Annotated in this window: 19 protein-coding genes and 6 tRNA genes; 2 read left to right on the top strand and 23 right to left on the bottom strand. The window is 37.8% G+C overall.

Annotation, left to right across the window (positions count from 1 at the left end; genetic code table 11):
* Position 1: 1 nt before the first annotated feature.
* Positions 2-919, top strand: a complete 918-nt coding sequence (locus CDOM16189_RS02460) for an ABC transporter ATP-binding protein (protein WP_349304321.1) — start codon at positions 2-4, stop codon at positions 917-919.
* A 52-nt stretch (positions 920-971) separates the two neighbouring features.
* Positions 972-1,328 (top strand): lipoprotein, encoded by a 357-nt coding sequence (locus CDOM16189_RS02455; RefSeq protein WP_169974385.1) that lies wholly within the window; start codon positions 972-974, stop codon positions 1,326-1,328.
* A 6-nt stretch (positions 1,329-1,334) separates the two neighbouring features.
* On the opposite strand, the gene CDOM16189_RS02450 is transcribed toward CDOM16189_RS02455, so the two are convergent.
* The 23 genes from CDOM16189_RS02450 to CDOM16189_RS02340 form a co-directional block, all read right to left on the bottom strand.
* Positions 1,335-1,411: transfer RNA gene (locus CDOM16189_RS02450), tRNA-Arg, on the bottom strand.
* A 127-nt stretch (positions 1,412-1,538) separates the two neighbouring features.
* The gene (gene fusA / locus CDOM16189_RS02445; protein ID WP_169974386.1) at positions 1,539-3,617 is read right to left on the bottom strand and encodes an elongation factor G; all 2,079 of its coding nucleotides are present in this window, start codon (positions 3,615-3,617) and stop codon (positions 1,539-1,541) included.
* A gap of 12 nt (positions 3,618-3,629) precedes the next feature.
* Complete coding sequence (rpsG, locus tag CDOM16189_RS02440) at positions 3,630-4,100, bottom strand: 30S ribosomal protein S7 (protein WP_169974388.1); 471 nt, start codon at positions 4,098-4,100, stop codon at positions 3,630-3,632.
* Positions 4,101-4,176: 76 nt separating this feature from the next.
* On the bottom strand, positions 4,177-4,584 hold the full coding sequence (gene rpsL, locus CDOM16189_RS02435; protein WP_169974390.1) for a 30S ribosomal protein S12: 408 nt from the start codon (positions 4,582-4,584) through the stop codon (positions 4,177-4,179).
* Positions 4,585-4,782: 198 nt separating this feature from the next.
* Positions 4,783-9,291, bottom strand: coding sequence for a DNA-directed RNA polymerase subunit beta' (gene rpoC, locus CDOM16189_RS02430; RefSeq protein ID WP_169974392.1), 4,509 nt, complete (start codon positions 9,289-9,291; stop codon positions 4,783-4,785).
* Entirely contained in the window at positions 9,284-13,423 is a 4,140-nt protein-coding gene (rpoB, locus tag CDOM16189_RS02425) for a DNA-directed RNA polymerase subunit beta (RefSeq protein ID WP_169974394.1), read from the bottom strand. The genes rpoC and rpoB overlap by 8 nt, the downstream gene beginning before the upstream one ends.
* 117 nt (positions 13,424-13,540) lie before the next feature.
* Complete coding sequence (rplL, locus tag CDOM16189_RS02420) at positions 13,541-13,915, bottom strand: 50S ribosomal protein L7/L12 (protein ID WP_169974395.1); 375 nt, start codon at positions 13,913-13,915, stop codon at positions 13,541-13,543.
* A gap of 19 nt (positions 13,916-13,934) precedes the next feature.
* On the bottom strand, positions 13,935-14,417 hold the full coding sequence (gene rplJ, locus CDOM16189_RS02415) for a 50S ribosomal protein L10 (protein WP_169974397.1): 483 nt from the start codon (positions 14,415-14,417) through the stop codon (positions 13,935-13,937).
* Positions 14,418-14,521: 104 nt separating this feature from the next.
* The gene (gene rplA / locus CDOM16189_RS02410) at positions 14,522-15,226 is read right to left on the bottom strand and encodes a 50S ribosomal protein L1 (protein WP_169974399.1); all 705 of its coding nucleotides are present in this window, start codon (positions 15,224-15,226) and stop codon (positions 14,522-14,524) included.
* 61 nt (positions 15,227-15,287) lie between these two features.
* On the bottom strand, positions 15,288-15,713 hold the full coding sequence (gene rplK, locus CDOM16189_RS02405; RefSeq protein ID WP_169974400.1) for a 50S ribosomal protein L11: 426 nt from the start codon (positions 15,711-15,713) through the stop codon (positions 15,288-15,290).
* 10 nt (positions 15,714-15,723) lie between these two features.
* Positions 15,724-16,254, bottom strand: coding sequence for a transcription termination/antitermination protein NusG (gene nusG / locus CDOM16189_RS02400; protein ID WP_169974403.1), 531 nt, complete (start codon positions 16,252-16,254; stop codon positions 15,724-15,726).
* A 15-nt stretch (positions 16,255-16,269) separates the two neighbouring features.
* The gene (gene secE, locus CDOM16189_RS02395) at positions 16,270-16,449 is read right to left on the bottom strand and encodes a preprotein translocase subunit SecE (RefSeq protein WP_169974405.1); all 180 of its coding nucleotides are present in this window, start codon (positions 16,447-16,449) and stop codon (positions 16,270-16,272) included.
* Positions 16,450-16,462: 13 nt separating this feature from the next.
* A tRNA-Trp gene (locus CDOM16189_RS02390) sits at positions 16,463-16,538 on the bottom strand.
* Between the two features lie 18 nt (positions 16,539-16,556).
* Positions 16,557-16,730, bottom strand: a complete 174-nt coding sequence (gene rpmG / locus CDOM16189_RS02385; protein WP_169974407.1) for a 50S ribosomal protein L33 — start codon at positions 16,728-16,730, stop codon at positions 16,557-16,559.
* A 57-nt stretch (positions 16,731-16,787) separates the two neighbouring features.
* The gene (gene tuf / locus CDOM16189_RS02380; RefSeq protein ID WP_169974409.1) at positions 16,788-17,987 is read right to left on the bottom strand and encodes an elongation factor Tu; all 1,200 of its coding nucleotides are present in this window, start codon (positions 17,985-17,987) and stop codon (positions 16,788-16,790) included.
* A 90-nt stretch (positions 17,988-18,077) separates the two neighbouring features.
* A tRNA-Thr gene (locus CDOM16189_RS02375) sits at positions 18,078-18,152 on the bottom strand.
* Between the two features lie 134 nt (positions 18,153-18,286).
* Positions 18,287-18,363 (bottom strand) — tRNA-Gly (locus CDOM16189_RS02370).
* Between the two features lie 8 nt (positions 18,364-18,371).
* A tRNA-Tyr gene (locus tag CDOM16189_RS02365) sits at positions 18,372-18,456 on the bottom strand.
* 56 nt (positions 18,457-18,512) lie between these two features.
* A tRNA-Thr gene (locus CDOM16189_RS02360) sits at positions 18,513-18,588 on the bottom strand.
* Between the two features lie 82 nt (positions 18,589-18,670).
* Positions 18,671-19,282, bottom strand: coding sequence for a LuxR C-terminal-related transcriptional regulator (locus CDOM16189_RS10010; RefSeq protein WP_169974411.1), 612 nt, complete (start codon positions 19,280-19,282; stop codon positions 18,671-18,673).
* A 12-nt stretch (positions 19,283-19,294) separates the two neighbouring features.
* The gene (locus tag CDOM16189_RS02350; RefSeq protein WP_170000711.1) at positions 19,295-19,951 is read right to left on the bottom strand and encodes a DUF5416 family protein; all 657 of its coding nucleotides are present in this window, start codon (positions 19,949-19,951) and stop codon (positions 19,295-19,297) included.
* Complete coding sequence (locus CDOM16189_RS02345; protein ID WP_169974415.1) at positions 19,951-21,369, bottom strand: HlyD family type I secretion periplasmic adaptor subunit; 1,419 nt, start codon at positions 21,367-21,369, stop codon at positions 19,951-19,953. The genes CDOM16189_RS02350 and CDOM16189_RS02345 overlap by 1 nt, the downstream gene beginning before the upstream one ends.
* An 8-nt stretch (positions 21,370-21,377) precedes the next feature.
* Complete coding sequence (locus tag CDOM16189_RS02340; RefSeq protein ID WP_169974417.1) at positions 21,378-23,510, bottom strand: type I secretion system permease/ATPase; 2,133 nt, start codon at positions 23,508-23,510, stop codon at positions 21,378-21,380.
* Between the last annotated feature and the right edge of the window lies 1 nt (position 23,511).

The raw sequence follows: 23,511 nt of genomic DNA, 5'->3' as shown, positions 1-23,511 counted from the left end.
AATTTTAAATATTAGAAATTTAAACAAGAAATTTAACAACATAGATGTTTTGAAACATATAAATTTGACACTAAAAGAAGGTGAAATTTTAAGTATTTTGGGTGAAAGCGGATGCGGTAAAAGCACTCTTTTAAGAATTATAGCCGGACTTGAGACAAAAGATAGCGGAGATATAGAACTTAAAAAAGGTTGTGGTGTGGCCATGATGTTTCAAAACTACGCTCTATTTCCGCACTTAAATGTAAATAAAAATATCGAATTCGCTCTTTCAAAAATGCCTAAAAACGAACGTGATATAGAGATAGAGAGTCTGCTTGAGAAATTTAAAATAAAAGAGCTAAAAAATAAAATGTGCGATCAAATTTCAGGAGGACAGGCTCAACGCGTGGCATTTGCAAGAGCAGTGGCAAACAAAGAAAAGCTTTTATTACTTGATGAGCCGTTTGCAAATCTAGATCACAATCTCCGCCATACTTTAAGATCTGAATTGAAACAGTTGATTAAACAAAACGGTCTAAGCGCAATAATGGTAACTCACGATAAAGAAGATGCCTTTATGCTAAGCGATAGAATTGCACTTATTAAAAATGGTATTATTTTAGATATTGGCACACCTAAAGAGCTCTATTTTAATCCAAGTAGTTTCGAGGTGGCAAAATTTTTAGGCGAAATGAATTCTGTGGCAGGATACAATATAGAAGTGCTTCCAGATGAATTTAAACAGTGGCTGAAGAATAAGAGATATATGTTTAGACCGGAACAAATTATAAGCGGCAATAAATTTGAAGCAAATGTATTAAGTTGCCGATTTTTAGGTGCATTTTATGAGCTTGAATTAGAATTTATGAATGTAAAATTTAAAAGCATCATAAACTCAAATATTGAAATAAGTGATAAATTTGGCTTTGATTTAAACTAAAATATTAACTAAATTCTCATAAAATATACAGAATAAAACAAAAGGCTATTTTATGAATAAAATTTCAATCTTCGTAATACTTTTAACTCTACTTTTATCTGGATGCTCTGACGGCAAGCAAGCTAAAGAGATAGTTGATTCCGCGAAAGATGCTGCCAATAAAATCATAGAAAAAGGCTCTAACGCTGCAAAAGATGTCATTGATAAAACCTCAGAAACAAAAGGAAGCACACAAGACATTATAGATACGGTTACCGATAAGGCTATAAAAAGCGCTGAAGAGATCAAAGATAAAGTAGAGAGCACTATAGATGAGATAAGAAAAGACACTAAAGATATTTTAAATAACATGCTAGAGGAAAACAGCACAAAAGAAAAACAAAAATTAGAAGAGATTTTTAAAATATAATCAAGATGGTGTCCTCAGCGAGATTCGAACTCACGGCCTCAAAATTAGGAATTTTGCGCTCTATCCAGCTGAGCTATGAGGACAAAAGGTAAAAAACAAATACTATTCTTGATAAATATTCAAATAAACCAAGTAAATTTTATAAAATATGTTTGCAAGCTTATTAATTTAAATAAATTTAAAAAGGGCGAGGAAATCTCGCCCTAAATTTTAGCCATTTCTCTTTTTGATGATCTCTTCAGATACGTTTTTAGGAACTTCTTCGTAGTGATCGAATTCCATAGAATATGTCGCACGACCTTGAGTCTGGCTTCTTAGGTCTGTTGAGTAACCAAACATCATAGCAAGTGGGCAGAATGCTGTAACGATCTTGTTGCCACTTCTTTCATCCATTGAGCTAACTTGTCCGCGGCGCTTGTTAAGATCGCCGATAACATCACCCATATACTCTTCAGGAGTTTCAACCTCAACCTTCATCATAGGCTCAAGTATAACCGCACCTGCTTTTCTAGCACCCTCTTTAAAGCCCATTGAAGCAGCAAGTTTAAACGCCATTTCAGAGCTATCCACTTCATGGTAACTACCGTCAAATAGCGTAACTTTAACGTCTTCTACAGGATATCCTGCAAGAACACCGTTTTGAAGCGCCTCTTTACAACCTTTTTCAACAGCCGGGATATACTCTTTAGGTACAACACCGCCTTTGATGTCATTAACGAACTCAAATCCGGTGCCTGGCTCAAGTGGCTCAAGGCGTAGGAATACGTGTCCATATTGACCGCGTCCACCTGATTGCTTAGCATATTTGTACTCTTGCTCAACTGTTTTGCGGATAGTTTCGCGGTATGCAACTTGAGGTTGTCCAACCTCTGCATCAACTTTAAATTCGCGAAGCATACGATCAACGATAATCTCAAGGTGAAGCTCACCCATACCAGAGATAATAGTTTGACCACTCTCTTCATCTGTGCTAACTCTAAAGCTCGGATCTTCTTGTGCAAGCTTTTGAAGCGCAAGTGCCATTTTCTCTTGGTCGGCTTTTGTTTTTGGCTCAACCGCAACAGAGATAACAGGCTCAGGGAAGTCCATTCTCTCAAGGATCACCTTGTCTTTTTCGCTTGATAATGTATCACCTGTTAGAGTCTCTTTCAAGCCAACAACAGCGCCGATTTCGCCGGCGTGAAGAACTGTGATCTCTTCTCTTTTATTTGAATGCATCTTTAAAAGACGACCGATTCTTTCCTTTTTGCCTTTAGCTGAGTTGTAAGCATAGCTACCGCTCTCTAGACTACCACGATAAACACGAACGAAAGTTAGCTGACCGACAAACGGGTCTGTCATGATCTTAAATGCAAGACCGGCAAATTCGCCATCATCGGCTGACTCAACTTTTACCTCTGTGCCGTCTTCATACTCGCCTCTGATCGCCTCAACCTCATCTGGAGCCGGAAGATAATCAACGACAGCATCAAGAAGTGGTTGAACACCTTTATTTTTAAATGATGTTCCGCAAACCATAGGGATAATTGACATTGAAAGACAACCGGCTTTTATACCTTGTTTAATCTCCTCAACGCTAAGCTCCTCGCCACTAAGGTATTTCTCCATAAGCGCATCATCGGTTTCAGCCGCAGCCTCAACCATTTTCGCGCGGTACTCTTCCGCTTTTTCTAGTAAATCGGCTGGAATTTCTTTCTCTACGAATGTAGTCGGTTTGCTGTCATCTTCCCAAACCAAAGCTTTCATAGTTACTAGATCAACTACACCTTTAAATGTGTCTTCAGCACCGATTGGAATTTGAATAGGCACTGGATTTGCTTTTAGGCGGTTTTTAATTTGGCTCTCTACGTTGTAGAAATTTGCGCCAATCCTGTCCATTTTATTTACATAAACCATTCTTGGAACGCGGTATTTGTTGGCCTGTCTCCAAACTGTTTCAGACTGAGGCTGAACACCACCAACCGAACAAAATACAGCAACAGCGCCGTCAAGAACACGCATAGAACGCTCAACTTCAATAGTAAAGTCAACGTGGCCCGGAGTATCAATAAGGTTAATTTGATGATCTTTCCAGAAGCAAGTTGTAGCAGCAGAGGTAATAGTAATACCACGCTCCTTCTCTTGTTCCATCCAGTCCATCGTAGCAGCACCATCGTGAACCTCGCCTAGTTTATGACTCATACCGGTAAAGAATAGAATTCTCTCACTCGTAGTAGTCTTTCCAGCGTCAATATGAGCTGCGATACCGATGTTTCTAACCATATGTAATGGGGTTTTTCTGTTTGACATAAATTTTCCTTATTACCAGCGATAGTGAGCAAACGCTTTGTTAGCCTCTGCCATTTTGTAAGTATCTTCTTTCTTCTTAAAAGATGCACCTTTTGAGTTTGCCGCATCAAATAGTTCGTTAGCTAGCTTGTCTATCATAGTTCTTTCGCTTCTTTTTCTTGCGTAGCTGATTATCCAGCGGATAGCAAGAGCTTGTTGGCGCACAGGACGAACCTCAACAGGAACTTGATATGTGGCACCACCAACGCGGCGTGATTTAACTTCCATAACAGGCTTTACATTTTCTATAGCATCGTTAAATATGTCTATACCCTTTATGTCGCCACTTTTTTTCTCGATAGCTTTAATGGCACCATACATAATCTCGGTTGCTACGCTTTTTTTACCATCATACATAAGCGAATTAATAAATTTAGTGATTACTTTGTTTCCATATATCGGATCAGGTAAAACTTCCCTTACAGGGGCTTTTCTTCTTCTCATTTGATTATTCCTTCAAATTTTTATAAATTTTACTCAAACGCAACTAAATTAAAAGCGCGTCTGCGAACCTAATTTCTTATTTCTTTTTTCCCGCCGCAGCTGCTGCTTGGCCAGGTTTAGGGCGTTTAGCACCGTATTTAGAACGTGAAACTGTTCTTTTTGCAACACCCGCAGTATCAAGCGCACCGCGAACTATGTGATATTTAACACCAGGTAAGTCTTTAACCCTACCGCCGCGAACTAGCACTATGCTGTGTTCTTGCAGGTTGTGACCCTCACCACCGATATAGCTAATAACTTCAAAGCCACTGGTTAATCTAACCTTGGCAACTTTCCTCAAAGCGGAGTTTGGTTTTTTCGGAGTTGTTGTGTAAACTCTCGTACAAACGCCTCTTCTTTGAGGACACTCTTTTAGCGCCGGAGATTTTGATTTTACAATCACTTTCTTGCGCTCTTTTCTGACCAATTGATTTATGGTTGGCACAGTAATTCCTTTCGACTAAATTTATTAAAAAGACTTAATTTTATTTAAAAATGGCTTAATTTAAGGTAAATTTCTAAATTCTTAGCTTATAGGTTGGTTTTAAAACTCTTGAATTCGTAGTTTGAGCAAGATAAATTTTAAATCTAAGCTCAAATTTTATAAATTGCCCTGCTAAATTTTGGCAGGGCAAAAAATTATTTAATTTTGTTTTAGCTTTATCTTTCTATCTTGATAAAGACCTGTTCCAACAGGTATCATACGTCCTAAAATAACGTTTTCTTTAAGATCTTCAAGATGATCTATCTTAGCAGCTATGCTAGCCTCTGTTAAGACCTTAGTTGTCTCTTGGAAAGATGCAGCAGAGATAACACTATCGCTTCCTATAGCAGCCCTAGTTACACCTAGCAAGATTGGCTCAGCTATAGCAGGATTGCCTCCCATACGCATTATTCTCTCGTTTTCTTCTTTGAATCTTATACGAGAGATCATATCACCAACTATAAAGTTAGTATCTCCACTATCTATTATCTTAACCTGTCTTAGCATCTGAGAAACTATAATCTCAATATGCTTATCAGCTATCGCAACGCCTTGAGAGCGATAAACTTGTTGAATTTCGCTTATCAGATAGTAGTGAAGCGCTTTTTCACCTAAAATTCTTAAGACATCGTGGCTTGATATAAGTCCATCTGTCAGCTTCTCGCCAGCGTGGATAAACTCTCCGCTTCTTACTTGAATTTGACGAGTCTTATCTATCAAGTATTCAGATGTAGTTCCATCCTCCGCCTCGATAATAATTCTCTCTTTAGAACGAAGCGGTTTATCAAATCTTACTACACCGTCAATCTCTGCAATGATAGCTGTATTTTTAGGTCTTCTTGCCTCAAACAGCTCAGATACCCTAGGAAGACCTCCTGTAATATCCTTTGATTTTGCTACAGCTTTTGGCGTTCTAGCCAAGATATCAGCCTGCTCTACACTTGCACCATCATTTACAAATATCGCAGTCTTTGGCTCAAGTTGATAGCGAATAATTCTGCCATCTTTAGTGCTTATTACGATAGTAGGCTTAATACCTGAAGGCAGGTACTCATTTATTACAAGACGAGTCTGTCCTGTGGCCTCATCATATTGCTCAGAAGCACTATAGTTAGGCTCTATATCCTCATAAGCTACGACTCCAGCTTCTTCTGCAATAACAGGCGTAGAGTATGGATCCCACTCAGCTACTATTAACTGCTCTTCATTTACGGGTTCAGCTATAAGATCTTTTAAGCTTACTATATCGCTATCGTTGACTTTAATAACCGAATTTCTTGGTATATAGTGACGCACAGCCTCTCTATCATCCTCATCGGCAACTACGACAAATATACCTTTTTCAGTTACAATGTGACCCTTTTTGATATTTCTAATACGATCTAAATAGTCGCCCTTTAGAATATAAAATTTCAATACTCCTTTTGCACCAGAAACTATCTTTCTAGCTACTGGATCACCGTCAGCCATCTTGATTTCACTTGCAAAAGGGATACGATTAGGTACGTTCCATCCCTCTTTAATGATTTCGGCTATACTCTCATTCTCTTCAATCTTGTCTCCATGCTCATAAGGTATATAAATTTTACCCTCTACCTTACCACTAACTCCAGCTAGCTCGTTTGGTTTAGCAAGGTCGTTTCTTCTAAGAGTATATTTAGCCTCCTCTTTCTTACCTTTTATGGTAATATTTACATCTTCGTGAGCTATTTCTATCTCGATCTTGCCATCAAACGGAGCCTTTATCTTTGGCTCTACCAATAAAACAGCTGCGTTACGACGATTAGCTACAATTCTCTTGCCGTTATTTTCATAAGTATTAAGGTTATAATATCTTATAAAGCCTTCTTTTTGCGCTATAACCTGGCGATCTTGTTGCTCGGTAGAAGCGGTCCCGCCGATGTGGAATGTTCTAAGAGTAAGCTGAGTTCCAGGCTCGCCAATTGATTGAGCAGAGATGATACCTACAGCCTCTCCAGGTTTTACCAGCTTGCCTTCTCCAAGGTTAAGGCCATAACACTTAGCACATACTCCTTTTGCGGCTTTGCAAGTAATAGGAGTCCTGATATTAACAGATTTTATTCCGGCTTCAATTATGGCTTTTGCCTTCTCCTCATCTATTAAAGTGCCTTCCGCAAATAAAATTTCATTTGCTATCGGATCTATAACGTCATCTGCAAGCACTCTTCCAAGCACTCTTTCCTCAAGGCTTTCTATAAGCTCACCATTTTCGGTGATTTCAGTGATCTCAACGCCTTCGTGAGTACCGCAATCTTCAATCGTAACCTTTACGTTTTGCGCAACGTCAATTAGCTTTCTAGTCAGGTATCCCGCATTTGCCGTTTTAAGCGCGGTATCGGCAAGTCCTTTTCTGGCGCCGTGAGTTGAGATAAAGTACTCAAGTACGTTTAGCCCTTCGCGGAAATTTGAGGTAATAGGCGTCTCGATAATAGAGCCGTCAGGCTTAGCCATAAGACCACGCATACCGGCAAGCTGACGAATTTGTGCAGCAGAACCTCTGGCTCCTGAGTCCGCCATCATATAAATCGAGTTAAATCCGCCCTTATCGTTTTGGATGAGCTTCATCATCTCGCCTGCAACTACATTATTTGTATCGGTCCAGATATCGACTATCTTGTTGTATCTTTCTGAATCCGTTAAAAGACCTGCGCCGTATTGGTTTTGAATTTCGCGAACTTTTTTCTTAGCACTATCTATATGCTTTTGTTTTCCTTCAGGAACGATTATATCGGCTATAGAGATAGAAATTCCCGCTTTTGTAGCGTAGCGGAAGCCTAAATTTTTAAGCTTATCTAAAAATCCTGCCGTTATCTCAAGTCCGCCTACTTTATAAACATAATCAACCAAATTTGCTATATCTTTTTTCTTAAGGACTCTGTTCCACATATTTTCAGGAACAAAATCAGGCAATATCGAGCGGATGATCAAACGTCCGGCAGTCGTAAATAGCGTCTTACCGTCGATCATAGTTTTGATCTTTGAGTGAACCTCAAGGCAGTGCGCCTCTTCAGCAATCATAACCTCATCAACACTTGCAAAAATTTTATTTGCTCCCTTGGTGTCGCTCTTTTCTAAGCTTAGATAGTAAATTCCTAAAACCATATCCTGACTTGGAACTGTTATAGCCTTACCGCTTGCAGGAAGCAAGATGTTCATCGAGCTAAGCATCAAAATTTTACACTCTGCGATAGCTTCTTGCGAGAGTGGCACGTGAACAGCCATTTGATCACCGTCGAAGTCCGCGTTAAACGCAGCACAAACTAGCGGATGAAGCTGTATCGCTTTGCCCTCAACTAGTACAGGGTGAAATGCTTGGATAGAGAGCTTATGTAGTGTCGGAGCACGGTTTAGCATAACAGGATGATCTTTAACAACCTCTTCTAAACACTCCCAAACTTCGTTCGTCTTATCTTCTATCATCTTCTTGGCTTGCTTAACGGTCGTTGCATAGCCCTTTTCTTCAAGACGGGCTAAAAGGTGCGGCTTAAATAGCTCAAGAGCCATTCTCTTTGGAAGTCCGCACTGATCCATTCTAAGCTTTGGGCCTACAACGATAACAGAACGACCTGAAAAGTCAACACGCTTACCAAGCAAATTTTGTCTAAAGCGACCTTGCTTACCTTTGATAATCTCAGAAAGTGATTTAAGCGGGCGCTTGTTTGCACCTTTTACGGCATTTGCTCTTCTTCCGTTATCAAAAAGGGCATCAACCGCCTCTTGAAGCATTCTCTTTTCGTTTCTTATAATGATTTCAGGCGCATCAAGCTCCATAAGTCTCTTTAGACGTGCATTTCTATTTATAACACGGCGGTAAAGATCGTTCACGTCAGAAACGGCAAATTTCCCTCCGTCAAGGCTAACAAGCGGGCGTAAATCAGGCGGAAGCACAGGTAAATTTGTAATCATCATCCACTCAGGGCGGTTGCCTGAATTTAAAAACGCCTCAACTACCTTTAGTCTCTTTACGATAGTTTTTTTCTTCGCCTCTGAATTTGTAGCGCTCACCTCATCTTTTAGAGTATTTAAAAGCTCTATCAGATCTAAACTTGCAAGCATATCCCTAATAACCTCTCCACCCATTCTAGCTCTAAATCCGCTATCCTCGAAACGTTGAGCAAGAGATTGATACTGCTCGTCATTTAAAACGTCATAAATTTCTACTTTTTTGCTATTCTCGTTATCATAAAATGCATCTCCTACGGCCTCAACTATATATGCCTCATAGTAAAGTACGCGCTCTAAATCCTTCATCTTGATACCAAGAAGCGTTCCTATACGGCTTGGAAGTGAATTTACATACCAGATATGCGCCACAGGAGTTACAAGCTCGATGTGTCCCATGCGTGAGCGACGAACTTTTGAGCTGGTTACTTCAACGCCGCACTTCTCGCATTTAACGCCTTTATAGCGCATTTTTTTATACTTACCGCAAAGGCACTCATAGTCACGGATCGGACCAAAAATTTTGGCGCAAAACAGACCATCACGTTCAGGCTTTAGAGTTCTATAGTTGATAGTTTCAGGCTTTTTAACCTCGCCATAACTCCATGATTTGATCTTCTCGGGACTTGCCAAGCGAAGCTGAAAAGCTTCAAAATCACGAGGGCGGTGCTCTTCTTTTATCTCAATCGGTTTTAATTCACTCATTGTTATCTTCCTCATCGTATATCTCAACATCAAGTGCAAGGGATTTAAGTTCGTTTGTTAATACGAAAAACGTCTCAGGAATTCCTGTTTCTGGTACATTTTCGCCTCTTGTTAGTGCCTTATATGCCATTAAACGACCTTCAACATCGTCTGATTTTACCGTTAGCATCTCTCTTAGAGTGTGAGCGGCTCCATAAGCTTCAAGCGCCCAAACCTCCATCTCACCAAATCTTTGACCGCCAAATAGCGCCTTACCACCGACAGGTTGCTGCGTAACAAGGCTGTATGGTCCGGTACTTCTTGCGTGAACTTTCTCATCGACAAGGTGGTGAAGCTTAAGCATATACATGCAGCCTACGTTTACTCTCTCCTTTATTTTTGAGCCTGTGCGTCCATCATAAAGCTCGGTTTTACCGTCCATATCGACTTTTGCCATCTCAAATAGCTTAGCAAATTCTTCAACTCTAACGCCCTCAAAGATAGGAGTTGCGAATTTAACACCACTTGCCCAATCTCTTGCGTATTCTATTAGATCTTCGTCACTTATACTAGATATGGCTTTTTTAGCATCGGTAAATTTAGAAACATCGGCTATCTCAATCATTTTGGCACGAAGGGTCTTGATCCACTCACCTTTTTTCTCTTCAAAAATTTCATTTATCTGCTCACCCAAGCGATAACCTACAAGTCCGAGATGGCTTTCTAAAATTTGTCCTATATTCATACGGCTCGGAACACCCAGTGGATTTAATACGATATCGACAGGCTGCCCGCTAGGAAGGTATGGCATATCAACTTCAGGAACGATGTTTGAAACGATACCTTTGTTGCCGTGACGTCCAGCCATCTTATCGCCTACTTTAAGTTTGCGTTTTGTAGCTATATATACCTTCACAAGTTTGACAACTCCGCTTGGCAAGATATCATCTTTTTCTAAAATTTCTATCTTGGCGTCATGCTCTTCTTTTAACTTTTTCTTCTCGTTTTGGAAGTAGTTTTTAAGCTCGTCATATTTCTTCTGAACATCTCTTGCAAAGCTTTTTACAATAGTATTTAGTGTAAAGCGGTTGATATTTTCAAGATCTGCCTTATCTATCCTGCTTCCTTTTTTATACTCTTTTTTACCGATAGTTAAACTATCAGAAAGAGCGTTTCTAGATAATAAAGAAGTTACTTTTAGCATCTCCTCTCTATCCATCATCAAAAGTCTATCATGATGCTCTTTTTCCAAATTTAACTTCTCTTCCTCATAGGCCTTATTTGTTCTATTGTCTTTCTCATAGCCTTTTTTTGTAAAGATTTTCACATCTACAACGACACCTTCCATAGAAGCTGTTGCATATAATGATTTATTTACGACATGCCCCGCTTTTTCGCCAAAGATCGCTCTTAAAAGTCTCTCTTCAGGAGTTGGTTTAACCTCGCCTTTTGGAGATACTTTTCCAACTAGTATCATGCCAGGCTTTACATGAGTTCCGATCTTAATGATTCCGTTTTCGTCAAGGTGTATCAGATCTTCCTCTTTAATATTGGGAATATCTTTTGTTATCTCCTCTACTCCGTCTTTTAGCTCACGAGCTTCTATCTCTTTTTCATAGATATGAACACTCGTAAATGCATCTTCACGTATCATCTTTTCACTAATTACGATCGCGTCTTCGTAGTTATATCCGTTCCAAGGCATAAATGCTATAAGTGCGTTTTTACCTATAGCAAGCTCGCCTCTTTCCATACTAGGTCCATCAGCTATCACTTGTCCTGCTTCAACCACATCGCCCTTTTTGACTATCGGATGCTGAGAAAATGTGGTGTTTTGGTTGGTTCTTAAATTTTTCTCCATAAAGTAGTGATCTATATAAGGTCCTGCTTCATCTTCACCCAAAATAAATATATTTTTATTATCTACTTTTTCGACAACACCTGAACGTCTTGCTTTGATAGCTTCCCAAGCATCGCGCGCTACGATTCTTTCCATTCCCGTTCCCACGATAGGAGCAGACGAGCGAAGAAGCGGCACTGCTTGACGCTGCATGTTTGATCCCATAAGCGCACGGTTGGCGTCGTCATGTTCCAAGAATGGAATAAGAGAAGCCGCAACACCTGCTATCATGCCCGAACAAAGGTCGATAAGTTTGACATCCTCGCGTTTAGCAAGTATCATCTCTCCGTCTTGTCTAGCTTCGATCAGATCTTCAACTATATAGCCGTTATCATCTATAAGAGTCGAAGCCGGGGCTATTACTATATTTTCCTCTTGAGTTGCCGTTAGATAAACGATCTCATCGGTTACTTTGCCGTCAACAACTTTTTTATAAGGTGCTTCAACAAAACCAAGGTTATTTACTTTCGCATAAGTTGAAAGTGTGTTTATAAGACCGATGTTTTGACCTTCCGGAGTCTCTACGGGACAAATTCTGCCGTAGTGTGTAGGGTGAACGTCACGCACCTCAAATCCTGCGCGCTCTTTTACGAGTCCTCCCTCACCAAGTGCCGATAGACGGCGCTTATGTGTAACTTCGCTTAGCGGATTTGTCTGATCCATAAACTGGCTTAACTGTCCGCCTGTGAAAAATTCAGTTATAGTCGTAGTAATCATCTTTGGATTTACAAGATCATAAGGCATAATTTCTTCAATGCTACTACTTAAGCTTGTAAATTTGTCACGGATAGCCTTTTGCATCTTAACAAAGCCGAGGTGAAGCTCGTTAGCCAAAAGCTCGCCGATAGAGCGGATACGTCTGTTTCCAAGGTGATCTCTATCGTCTATATGACCTTGTCCGTTTTTAACCTTTATAAGATATTTTGCTGTTTTTATAATATCTTCATTTGTTAGAACGGTTACATATTCAGGAACATCGAGTCCAAGCTTGTGGTTCATCTTCATACGACCAACTTGAGTTAAGTCATACCTTTCAGGGTTGAAGAAAAGATCGTTTACAAATGTCTTTGCAGCATCTTTTACGACAGGCTCACCGGGGCGCATAACTTTGTAAATTCTAATTGCCGCAAGGTCGTTTTCATCTTCAACATTTTCAGTTTGCTTAAGAAGTTTTAGAGTCTCGCTATCTGCGATAAATGAGTTTATAATCGCATCATCAACGCCTGCCGCAAGGTCGTTTGCTATCTCTATAGTGTCTTGCTCGGCTAAAATTTTAACCAATTTATTCTCATCAAGCTGCACAAGAGTATCTAATATAACTTCCCCACTCTCTTTATCGATCACAGGAGAAGCTAAAAATCTATTAACCAAAATTTCAGTCGGATACTCAACCCACTTTATACCATCGCTTATGATCTTGTCTGCTTTTTTCTTTGTTAGCCTTTTACCTGCTTCGTGAAGTACATTTCCGTCTTCATCTTTTATATCATATTCTATTCTGCCAACATAATCTTCAGGGTTAAATTCAGTCAAAAATTTATTGTTTTTAATAGTTAAAGTCTGGATAGGATAAAATAGTTTTATAATATCTTGTTTTTTATATCCAAGCGCTCTAAATAGTATGGTTACAGGAACTTTTCTGCGTTTATTGATACGAACGTATAAAACGTCTTTTGTGTCATATTCAAAGTATAGCCAAGAACCGCGGTCGGGAATAATCTGGGCTGTGTAAATTAGCTTATTTACGACAGTCGGGCTCTCCTCTTCTTTAAATATAACGCCCGGGCTTCTATGGAGCTGGTTTACAACAACTCTTTCGACGCCGTTTATAATAAATGAAATTCTATCTGTCATAAGAGGAATTTCACGTATAAAAATTTCTTGTTCTTTTATATCTTTTACACCGATCTTCTCACCGGTTTTCTCATCTTTTTCATGAACTATAAGTCGAATTTTCATCTTTAAATTTACAGAGTAAGTAAGACCTCTTTCCATACACTCTCTAATAGTGTATTTAGGCTTGCCGATCTCTGAACTTACATATTCAAGCGAAAGTCTATTTTGCGGATCATGTATGGGAAATATTGATTTAAAAACTTTTTCGATACCGCTTTCGCCTTGATTTTCGCCCAAATTTAGAAAATAATCAAAACTCTTTTTTTGTAATTGTAATAGGTTAGGAACATCTATCTCTTTAGCGACATTTGAAAAATCAACTCTAAGACGATTTCCTGAGTATAAGCTGTTTAACATGCATCTACCTCGTGGTATAAGTTTGAAAGAAAAGTATTGAGCCGCAAATTTGTGGCATCTAAAATTTAATTAAGGAAGCCCGAGAGCTTCCTTCCAAAAATAACAAAATAATAAATATTATTTAAGCTCGACTTTAGCGCCAGCCTCTTCAAGTTCTTTTTTAGCTGCTTCAGCTTCAGCCTTACCGATTCCCTCTTTAAGAACCGAAGGTGTTTGCTCAACTGCATCTTTAGCCTCTTTAAGACCAAGACCTGTAAGAGCGCGAACAACTTTAATAACGTTGATCTTTTTCTCACCGCCGTCAAGCAATACAACGTTGAATTCAGTTTTCTCTTCAACTTCTGCCGCTGCTGCGCCACCTGCTGCGCCTGCTACCATTACCGGAGCTGCGCTTACGCCAAATTTCTCTTCAAATTCTTTTACTAATTCGCTTAGCTCTAATACTGAAAGATTAGAGATAAATTCTAGTACATCTTCTTTAGTAATTGCCATTTTTAAATTCTCCTAATTTTTATGCTGATTGTTCTTTTTTCTCTTTAAGCGCATTTAATCCAATTGTGAAATTTTGGATAGGCGCATTCCAAACTTGCAATAACATTGCAATAAGCTCATCACGACTTGGCATTTTAGATAGTGCTTTAACTTTCTCAACACTAGCAACTTCGCCATCAATGTGCGCTGTTTTGATCTTAAACAACTCACTGTTAGTCTCTTCAAATTTAGCTGCAACTTTAGTAGCCAAAAGTTGGTCACCCCAAATGAATATATTTGTATCTTTAAGAGTCATGCCGTCTTTATCTGCATTCTTAAGTGCAATATTTGCAAGAGTATTTTTTACAACTTGAACTTTTACGTTTTGCTCTCTTGCGGCATTTCTTAATACTTCAAGTTTCTTAACGCTAAGTCCGCGGTAATCACATACTATAATCGCTTCATTATCTTTAAATTCAGCTTCAAGTTTTGCTATTATTTCAGATTTTTCGCTTCTTGTCATTCATTCTCCTTTCCGACCGGTGATTTCAAGCAGAGCGGGTCGTCCAATTAAGTCTACTGACCTCGGCTATCTCCAATCTAAGATATAAATTTATTAAAATTTAATTAACGTAAATCTATCAACTCTTGAGTCTCAAGCGATATAGACGGACTCATAGTTAGTGATAGCGCTGCATTTTTGATATATCTTCCTTTTGCAGCTGCCGGTTTATGTTTGTTTATAGCTTTAATGAAAGTTGAGATGTTATCATTTAGCTGCTCTTTTGAAAAACTTACTTTACCAAGACCGGCATGGATATTTCCTTGTTTATCTACACGGAAATTTACTTGACCGCTCTTTGCGTTATTAACAGCTTGTGCAACATCCATTGTAACTGTGCCTGTTTTTGGGTTTGGCATAAGACCTTTTGGTCCTAAAATTCTACCAACTTTACCAACTAGACCCATTAAATTTGGTGTAGCTATTAAAACATCAAAATTCATAACGCCTTTTTGGATATCTTCGATAAGATCGTCGCTTCCAACGATATCTGCACCGGCTGCTTTAGCTTCATCGGCTTTAGCGTCTTTTGCGATAACAGCTACGCGAACAGTCTTACCTGTTCCAGCAGGAAGAACAACCGATCCTCTTACCATCTGATCAGCGTGTCTTGGATCAACATTAAGCTTAAGTGCTATTTCAACTGTTTCATCGAATTTTGCAGAAGCAAGAGTTTTAACGGTATCTATTGCTTCATCTAGCGCATAAATTTTGTTTACTTCAACTTTTTTAAGTAGTTCGCTAAATCTTTTTGTAGTTTTTTTTGACATTAATTTCTCCGCATTTAAAAGTGCTTCCGCCATAAATTTTAAATCCTCGGCGGTTTAAGGATTAGTCGATTACTTCAATTCCCATAGAGCGAGCTGAACCTGCTATTATTTTAGCGGCTTGCTCTTTGTCGTTTGTATTTAAATCGACGATTTTTCTCTCAACGATTTCAAGTACTTGAGCTTTAGTAAGCTTTCCTACTTTATTCTTTAGCGGATTGTCCGCACCTTTTGATATTCCAGCTGCTTTTTTGATCAAATCTGTTGCAGGTGGTTGTTTTGTAATAAATGTAAAACTTCTGTCAGCATAAACAGTGATAACAACAGGGATATTATAACCTGCCATATCCTTAGTTCTTTCGTTAAATGCTTTACAAAATTCCATAATGTTTACACCTTGCTGACCAAGAGCAGGACCAACCGGTGGGCTTGGGTTTGCTTTAGCTGCTGCAATTTGTAATTTAATTTCGCCTATAACTTTTTTAGCCATAAACCTCTCCTTATACTATCTTCTCAACTTGTGAATATAAAATTTCAACCGGTGTGCTTCTGCCAAAAATAGAAACATTTAACCTTAATTTTCCATGTATCATATCGTATTCTTCTACTATACCGGTAAAATTTGCAAAAGGTCCATCTGTAATTCGAACGCTTTCACCATTTTCAAATGAAATTTTAGGTTTAGGCGCTCCACGCTTTTGGACTTTTTCCAAAATCAAATTTATATCTTTATCGCTTAATGGTGTAGGCTTTTTAGACTCACCTATAAATCTTCCAACTTTTGGTAAAGACTGGATCTTGTGCCAAAGAGCGGTATCTAGATCAAGATGTGCAAAAGCATATCCAGGATAAAGACTTCTCTCGTTTATTTTTTTCTTGCCGTTTTTAATCTCTATAACGTCTTCAGTCGGGACAACAACCTCTTTTAATTGTTCTTCAATGTTGTGATCTTTGACTAAATTTTCAATAGCTCTCTTAACGCTCATCTCACTGCCGGCATAAGTTTGAATCGCATACCATTTATGTGCCATTGCTTATACCTTAATTTAAATTAACTTTGAAAGAGAGTAAGACATTACTACATCAACAATTGCTAGAAAAAGTGAAATAACAGCCACAACAGCAAAAACTGTTATAAATGCATTTCTAACTTGCTCTTTCGTAGGATAAATAACCTTCATTATCTCTGCTCGAGAGAGCTTAAAATAGTTTATTAGTTTTTCCATTTTCAACCTTTGATGGCAGGGCAAGAGGGATTCGAACCCCCAACCATTGGATTTGGAATCCAGCGCTCTACCGTTGGAGCTATTGCCCTAATGCGTTAGCCTTTTATTTAGCTCTTTAACTTTACTTCTTTATGAACTGTATGTTTTTTTAATCTTGGACAATATTTTTTAATCTCTAGCTTTTCAGTAGTTGTCTTGCTATTTTTTGTCGTAGTGTAATTTATATCACCAGACTCAGAACATTTAAGACCTACTTTTACTCTACTATTATTTTTTGCCATAAATTTCCTTCTAAAAAGCGGAGATGAAAATCTCCGCTAAAAATAAAAAATATTAAATTATGCTAATATTTTAGAAACAACACCAGAGCCAACTGTTCTACCACCCTCACGGATCGCAAAACGTGTTCCCTCTTCAAGAGCAACAGGTGCTATAAGCTCAACTGTAATTTTTAGGTTGTCACCAGGCATAACCATCTCTGTTCCTTCAGGAAGAGCTATAGAGCCTGTAACGTCAGTTGTTCTTACATAAAATTGTGGTCTATAGTTATTAAAGAATGGAGTATGGCGACCACCTTCCTCTTTTGTAAGGATATAAACTTCACCCTCAAATTTTGTATGTGGAGTGATTGATTTTGGCTTGCATAGAACCATACCACGCTCAACGTCTTCTTTTTTAGTACCTCTTAGAAGGACACCAACGTTGTCTCCAGCTTCACCTTGATCCATCTCTTTTCTAAACATCTCAACACCGGTAACCGTTGTTGTTTGAGTATCTCTGATACCAACAATCTCGATTGTGTCACCAACTTTTACAAGACCTTTTTCAATTCTACCTGTAACAACTGTTCCACGACCAGAAATTGAGAACACGTCCTCGATTGGCATTAAGAAGTCTTTATCTGTTGCACGAGTTGGAGTTGGGATATAGCTATCAACTGCAGCCATAAGCTCCATAACTTTTGCTGACCACTCACCCTCTGTGCCTGCTTTAGCCTCGTTAAGAGCCTGAAGAGCAGAACCGGCTATAATAGGAGTGTCATCACCAGGGAAGTTATATTCGTTTAAAAGCTCTCTGATTTCCATTTCAACTAGCTCAAGAAGCTCAGCGTCATCAACCATATCAGCTTTGTTCATGAAAACAACAATATATGGAACACCAACTTGGCGCGATAGAAGAATGTGCTCTCTTGTTTGTGGCATTGGGCCGTCCGCCGCAGAAACAACTAGAATCGCACCGTCCATTTGTGCAGCACCTGTAATCATGTTTTTAACATAGTCGGCGTGGCCTGGGCAGTCTACGTGAGCATAGTGGCGATTTTCTGTCTCATACTCAATGTGTGAAGTTGCAATAGTAATACCGCGCTCTTTCTCTTCTGGAGCATTATCGATATTATCATAATCTTTAAGCTCAGCAAGACCTTTTCTTGAAAGAACAGCAGAAATCGCAGCTGTCAAAGTTGTTTTACCATGGTCAACGTGACCAATAGTACCTATATTTACGTGTGGCTTGTTACGTGAAAATTTCTCTTTTGCCATCTCTTCCTCCGTAGTGATATTTATGACTTTAAAACTAAAAAATTTATAATTGTTTTGGTGCTTTTTATTATCTTTAGTATTAAAAACTCGTGGAGCTCATAGCGGGACTTGAACCCGCGACCTCTTCCTTACCAAGGAAGTGCTCTACCTCTGAGCCATATGAGCGTTACAAAACGCTTGGCACTAGATAAAAATTAAAACCTAAAACAATTATAAACAACTATATGAAAATAAACTTGTAGTCTGTAATATTAATGTATAAAAATATTTACAGCTCCCAGTTTAGTTCCAAATTCTCATGGAGCGGGAAACGGGACTCGAACCCGCGACCCTCAGCTTGGAAGGCTGATGCTCTAGCCAACTGAGCTACTCCCGCACGTAGCATGGTGGTGAGACGTGGATTCGAACCACGGAAGACATAGTCAGCAGATTTACAGTCTGCCCTCGTTGGCCGCTTGAGTATCTCACCCTATTTTAACATTAATAAATGCACTTGGTATTTCTGGTCAAACACTGTTACAAAAATGGAGCTGGTGAACGGATTTGAACCGCCGACCTACTGCTTACAAGGCAGTTGCTCTACCAACTGAGCTACACCAGCATCTGATTTGTGAAGCCTGAATTATAGCTCAATTTTTTTTTAAAGTCAAGGTTTTTATAAAAATACAGACCTTAAATTTAAATTATTGGTTACTTCTCATTAAAAGCACTAAATTTACTCTATCTTTTACGCCTGTCTTTTCAAAAATTGAGGAGATATGAGCCTTCACAGTTCTTAGGGTAATATTTGAAACATCAGCTATCTCTTGGTTAGTAAGACCATTATATATAAAATTTGCTATGTCTCTCTCTTTTACGGTTAGTTTTTCAAGCACATCGGTACTTTTTACAGCAGGGCTCTCTTTGGTCATTACAACTATCATGCTTTGAATAAATTCAGGATATAGCCAAATATTTCCATCTACTATGCTGTTTATAGCATCATTAATGTGCACTTCTTGCATATGGGCGTTGGCATAGCCTTTTACGCCAAGAACAAGATACCCCCTGCCTTCGGTAAAATTTGGATCACGAGATAAAACCAATATCTTTGTATCTGGATTAATGGCTAAGATATCGTGAATTGTCTCTTTGGAATTGCTATATGCATCAAACAATACGAGGTCAAATTCGCCCTCTATTATCTTTTCTAAAATTCTAGAATTTGATGAAATAAGAGAAATTTCATGCTCTTTTAATTTACTCTTCAGCTCGTTAGCAAGCGTATTGCTTGAAGTGTATAATAGAATTTTCACTTAAACTCTTTTTTAAATTTCAATCTCTGTCTTATAAATTAAAATATCATTAATAATTATATAAATCTCTTTTATCTCGCTACAATTTGAATTCATCTTTTTATAAGTAAAAGTTTTTAAAAACTCCTTTGTCAAACTTGCAGTCAAATTGGTCAATATTATAATTTCAATAGTATTACTTGTAATCTTATATTTATACTGGCTTTCATCCCTCAAAAGATCCAAATCAAAATTTATACTTTCTGAAATTTCATTATAACCATTTATAAAAATCTTTATACTTCTCACGCTATCAAAAGGCATGTCTATAGCCTCTTTAAATCTGTATATAAAATTTTTACTATCTTCTTCTGCAATCGAAAATTTGAATTGATTATCTAAATTTGATTCTTGAACTTCTTTAAGCTCAATAAAATTTGAGCAAATTTCACTAAATTTTTTAACACAATCACTAAAGATCAGCTCTTTTATCGATGAATTTATAATATCAACTCCATCTCTATCGTTTAACATATCTGTTACAACCAAGCTCTCTTTTATAAGCTTGGATTTTGTTACTATATATTCGCTAAATTTACCACTATAAATAGCCTTATCGGCTGTAGTTTTATGGGTAACGCCAGATATACTATCGCTCTCTTCTATTAAAAAAGCGGATTGTTCTAGCATCATCTCTCTCTTAAAGCATTTTGTTTGGCTTTTAGAATAGGTTTTAATAGATAATCAAGCACAGTCTTTTTACCTGTTATAATATCCGCACTAGCCACCATACCCACTTTGATACGAAGCGGTTTTTCTTCACTTCCAAGATAGTTTTTTTGTGTCTCTATTCTAACTAGATAGTAGCTTTCTCCACTTTTTTCATTTGTCTCGGTGTCAGCGCTTATCTGAGTTACCTGCCCCTTAAGACCTCCATATATAGAAAAATCATAAGCTGTAAGCTTTACGATAGATTCAAGTCCAGGTCTTAAAAATGCAACATCAGCTGGTCTTACTTTAACTTCGGCTATCAAGGTGTCTTCATTGGGTACAATTTCCGCTATGTCCATACCAGGCTTTATAACACCAGAAACAGTATTCACCATTAGCTTACTAACAATTCCATCAACCGGAGATCTTACAAGAGTCCTTTCAACTTTGTCACTTAAATTAATCTGACTCTCGTTTAGTCTTGAAATTTCAGCAGAAACTTCATTAAGCTCTCTTTTTGCATTATTTTTAAAAGCAAGCCTCGCCTCCGTTACTTTATTTTCAACCTCTTTTATTGTTGATTCTATTCTAGGAACAGATAAGGTAGCCGCATTTAGATCGCCTTGTAAATCGTTCACTCTTCTTTGAAGCTGCAAATATTCAACCTCACTTACAAGCCCTTTTCTAAAAAGAGGTTCAGTTATCTGCTTCTCTTTAAGCATTAGATTATAACTATTTTGGGTCTGAGAAATTTTATTTCTAAGCTCTCTAAGCTCGCTTTGTCGCTGTTTAATCTGCTCTTCAAATATATTAACCTGCTCTCTTAATCTAGCCTTATTAGTTTCAAAAAGACTCTTTTCAAAAGCAACAGATTGCCTCATCTGATCATCCATTGTTGTATTGTAGTCAAATTCCTTGTCATTAGCTTCGGCATCAAGCCTTAAATATTTTGCTTGAAGCTCATCAAGTCTTAACTTTGACTCTCCATAGCTACTCGAAAAGGTTTTATTGTCTATTTTTATCAAAATTTGACCTTTCTTAACCTCATCTCCCATGTGGACAAAAATTTCTTCTATAATACCGCCTTCTAAATTTTGCACTATCTGGTTTTTGCCCGATGGAATGATCTTGCCAGTGCCTCTTGTAATCTCATCAATCTCGGCAAATGATGCCCAGCCTACAAGAAAAGCAACGGTTATAAAAATAATATATAAAATTTTTCTTGAAGTTGATGGAGCCTTTGCTAGTACCGCCTCAGACAAGCTGGACATAAACCTTAAATCGTAAGCATCATATTCTTTTGATTGGATAATCCTTTTAATATTATCCACGGAATCATTTAAATTTTTACCAATATCCTCTTGGCGTTTTAAGTTTTCTTTTAACTCTTTGCTCATAATACTACCTACTTCCCGCTAAGCTTTGCCAACACATCTTCTTTTGTTCCGTCAAGTAAAATTTTACCGCCATCCACTACTATTAATCTATCGACAAGATCAAGAAGTGATGTTTTGTGTGTTATTAGTATCATAGTTTTATTTTTAGTATTGTATTTAAGGTTATTTTTAAGTTTAGCCTCAACACTACTATCAAGAGAATTTGTAGGCTCATCGAGAAGTATAATCGGGCTATCAAGCAAAAAAGCTCTTGCCACTGCTATAGCTTGACGTTGACCACCACTAATACCCTCGCCTCTTTCAAACACAGGCATATCAAATCCAAGAGGATGCGAGTCCACATATTCATCGACTCCACTTATTTTTGCTGCTTTTATTATCTGCATATCATCGACATGAGGAGCCTTATAAACTATATTTGCCCTAACAGTTCCTTTAAAAAGCATTACATCTTGAGGTACATATCCAATATTTCGGCGCAAATCGGCAGGATCTATCTGATTTATATCAATTCCGTCTATAAGCACGGAGCCGTCTGTTGGAGAGTAAAGCCCAAGAATTAGCTTTTGTATAGTAGTTTTTCCGGAACCATTTTTACCTATAATTCCTACTTTTTCTCCAGGATTAATTACAAAATTTACTCTGTCAAGAGAACTTTTTGTACTCTCGGGATAAGAAAAACTAACATTTTTAAACTCAATCTTACCATCAAAAGTATTTCTTCTAATAAATTTTTTGCCATCAGGTCGCTCAACAGGCAAATTCATGATATTTTTTAAACTTTCATATGCTGTTTTGGTCTGCTCGAAATTAGCTAATAGCGAAGCCACTTGCCCCATAGGAGCTATCGCGCGAGATGATAACATAACAGCTGCTATAAGGCCACCCATAGTAAGCTTCATATCCTGTATCATATAAACGCCAAGCACTACTACCGCTACAGTATTTAACTGTACCAAAAAAGAGGTTACAGTACCAATGGAGGCAGATATAAGCTTTGATTTTATACTCTTATTGGCTATCTCTCCTGTAGCCTCTTCCCAATTCCATTGAGCATGACCGGTAGCGCCCATTGTCTTAATTGTTTCGAGTCCATTTAGAGTCTCGATAAGTATTCCATTTTTCTTTGCGCTTGCCTCAAAAGTACTCTTAATACTATTTTGAAGAGGATCTTTTATCAAAAAAGTATATATTATAATAAGTACTATAAAAACCATAGGAACAAGAACCATTGCTCCAGACAAGAAATATATAACCAAAAGAAACAGAATAGAGAACGGAAGATCAACCAAAACAACTAAAGTACTGGATGTAAAAAAGTTTCTAACAGTATCAAATTCTCTAAGATTATTGGCAAACGAACCTACCGATTTTGGTTTAACAGATAGCTTGATATCCATAACTCTCTCAAAGAGCAAAGAGCTCATAATAATATCGCTCTTTTTACCAGCAATATCAAGAAAATAAGTTCTAGTAAATTTTAAGAATAGATCCACTATATACACAAAACCTACTCCTAGAGCTAGTACCCATAAAGTCTCTACAGCATTATTTGGAACAACTCTATCATATACATTCATAGTAAAAAGCGGACTTGCTAAAACAAATAAATTTACAACAATACTGGCGATTAATACATCTATATAAATTTTTTTAGAACGCTTTAAAGTGCCCCAAAACCAATGTTCAGACTTACTATCTATAAGATAATTATTGCTTTCTTCTGGTATAAATTCACGCTTTAGAAGATAAGTATAGCCAAGATACTCTTCTTTAAGCTTGCTTATCTCTACTATATTCGAGCCGTTTGGCATATCTGGAGTTATGATTTTAGCATGATTCTTGTCTTCAAAACTCTCTAAAATACAAGCTTTTTTGCCTCTTAAAATCAAAATGCATGGTAGCACAAGAGGGGAAATTTCGTCTATTTCCTTATTGGCAAGAGTAGATATAAATCCTGCTCTTTTAGCGGCTCTTGTAAAAAGAGATTTTGAACCGTTTAACGAAAAAAGCTCTACGCTTTCATTTTCATTTACGGGCAATCCAGTAATTAAAGCATCTGCCGTATATGGATTATTGTGAAGCTTAGTAAAAATTACTAAACAATCCAAAAGCTCATCGTTTTTAACTTTTTCTTGCATT

This window comes from Campylobacter sp. RM16189 (genome assembly GCF_012978815.1).
In the GTDB taxonomy this organism is placed as follows: domain Bacteria; phylum Campylobacterota; class Campylobacteria; order Campylobacterales; family Campylobacteraceae; genus Campylobacter_A.
Note: the sequence above shows the minus strand (reverse complement) of the source record. Positions and strands in the feature narration are given on the sequence as shown.

Coding starts and splice junctions, on each gene's coding strand:
- secE (WP_169974405.1), bottom strand. CDS start 16,449: ATGGAAAAACTAATAAACTATTTTAAGCTCTCTCGAGCAGAGATAATG.
- rpsG (WP_169974388.1), bottom strand. CDS start 4,100: ATGAGAAGAAGAAAAGCCCCTGTAAGGGAAGTTTTACCTGATCCGATA.
- fusA (WP_169974386.1), bottom strand. CDS start 3,617: ATGTCAAACAGAAAAACCCCATTACATATGGTTAGAAACATCGGTATC.
- CDOM16189_RS02350 (WP_170000711.1), bottom strand. CDS start 19,951: ATGCTAGAACAATCCGCTTTTTTAATAGAAGAGAGCGATAGTATATCT.
- rplK (WP_169974400.1), bottom strand. CDS start 15,713: ATGGCTAAAAAAGTTATAGGCGAAATTAAATTACAAATTGCAGCAGCT.
- tuf (WP_169974409.1), bottom strand. CDS start 17,987: ATGGCAAAAGAGAAATTTTCACGTAACAAGCCACACGTAAATATAGGT.
- rplL (WP_169974395.1), bottom strand. CDS start 13,915: ATGGCAATTACTAAAGAAGATGTACTAGAATTTATCTCTAATCTTTCA.
- CDOM16189_RS02455 (WP_169974385.1), top strand. CDS start 972: ATGAATAAAATTTCAATCTTCGTAATACTTTTAACTCTACTTTTATCT.
- rplJ (WP_169974397.1), bottom strand. CDS start 14,417: ATGACAAGAAGCGAAAAATCTGAAATAATAGCAAAACTTGAAGCTGAA.
- nusG (WP_169974403.1), bottom strand. CDS start 16,254: ATGGCACATAAATGGTATGCGATTCAAACTTATGCCGGCAGTGAGATG.
- rplA (WP_169974399.1), bottom strand. CDS start 15,226: ATGTCAAAAAAAACTACAAAAAGATTTAGCGAACTACTTAAAAAAGTT.
- CDOM16189_RS02340 (WP_169974417.1), bottom strand. CDS start 23,510: ATGCAAGAAAAAGTTAAAAACGATGAGCTTTTGGATTGTTTAGTAATT.
- rpoC (WP_169974392.1), bottom strand. CDS start 9,291: ATGAGTGAATTAAAACCGATTGAGATAAAAGAAGAGCACCGCCCTCGT.
- rpoB (WP_169974394.1), bottom strand. CDS start 13,423: ATGTTAAACAGCTTATACTCAGGAAATCGTCTTAGAGTTGATTTTTCA.
- rpmG (WP_169974407.1), bottom strand. CDS start 16,730: ATGGCAAAAAATAATAGTAGAGTAAAAGTAGGTCTTAAATGTTCTGAG.
- CDOM16189_RS02345 (WP_169974415.1), bottom strand. CDS start 21,369: ATGAGCAAAGAGTTAAAAGAAAACTTAAAACGCCAAGAGGATATTGGT.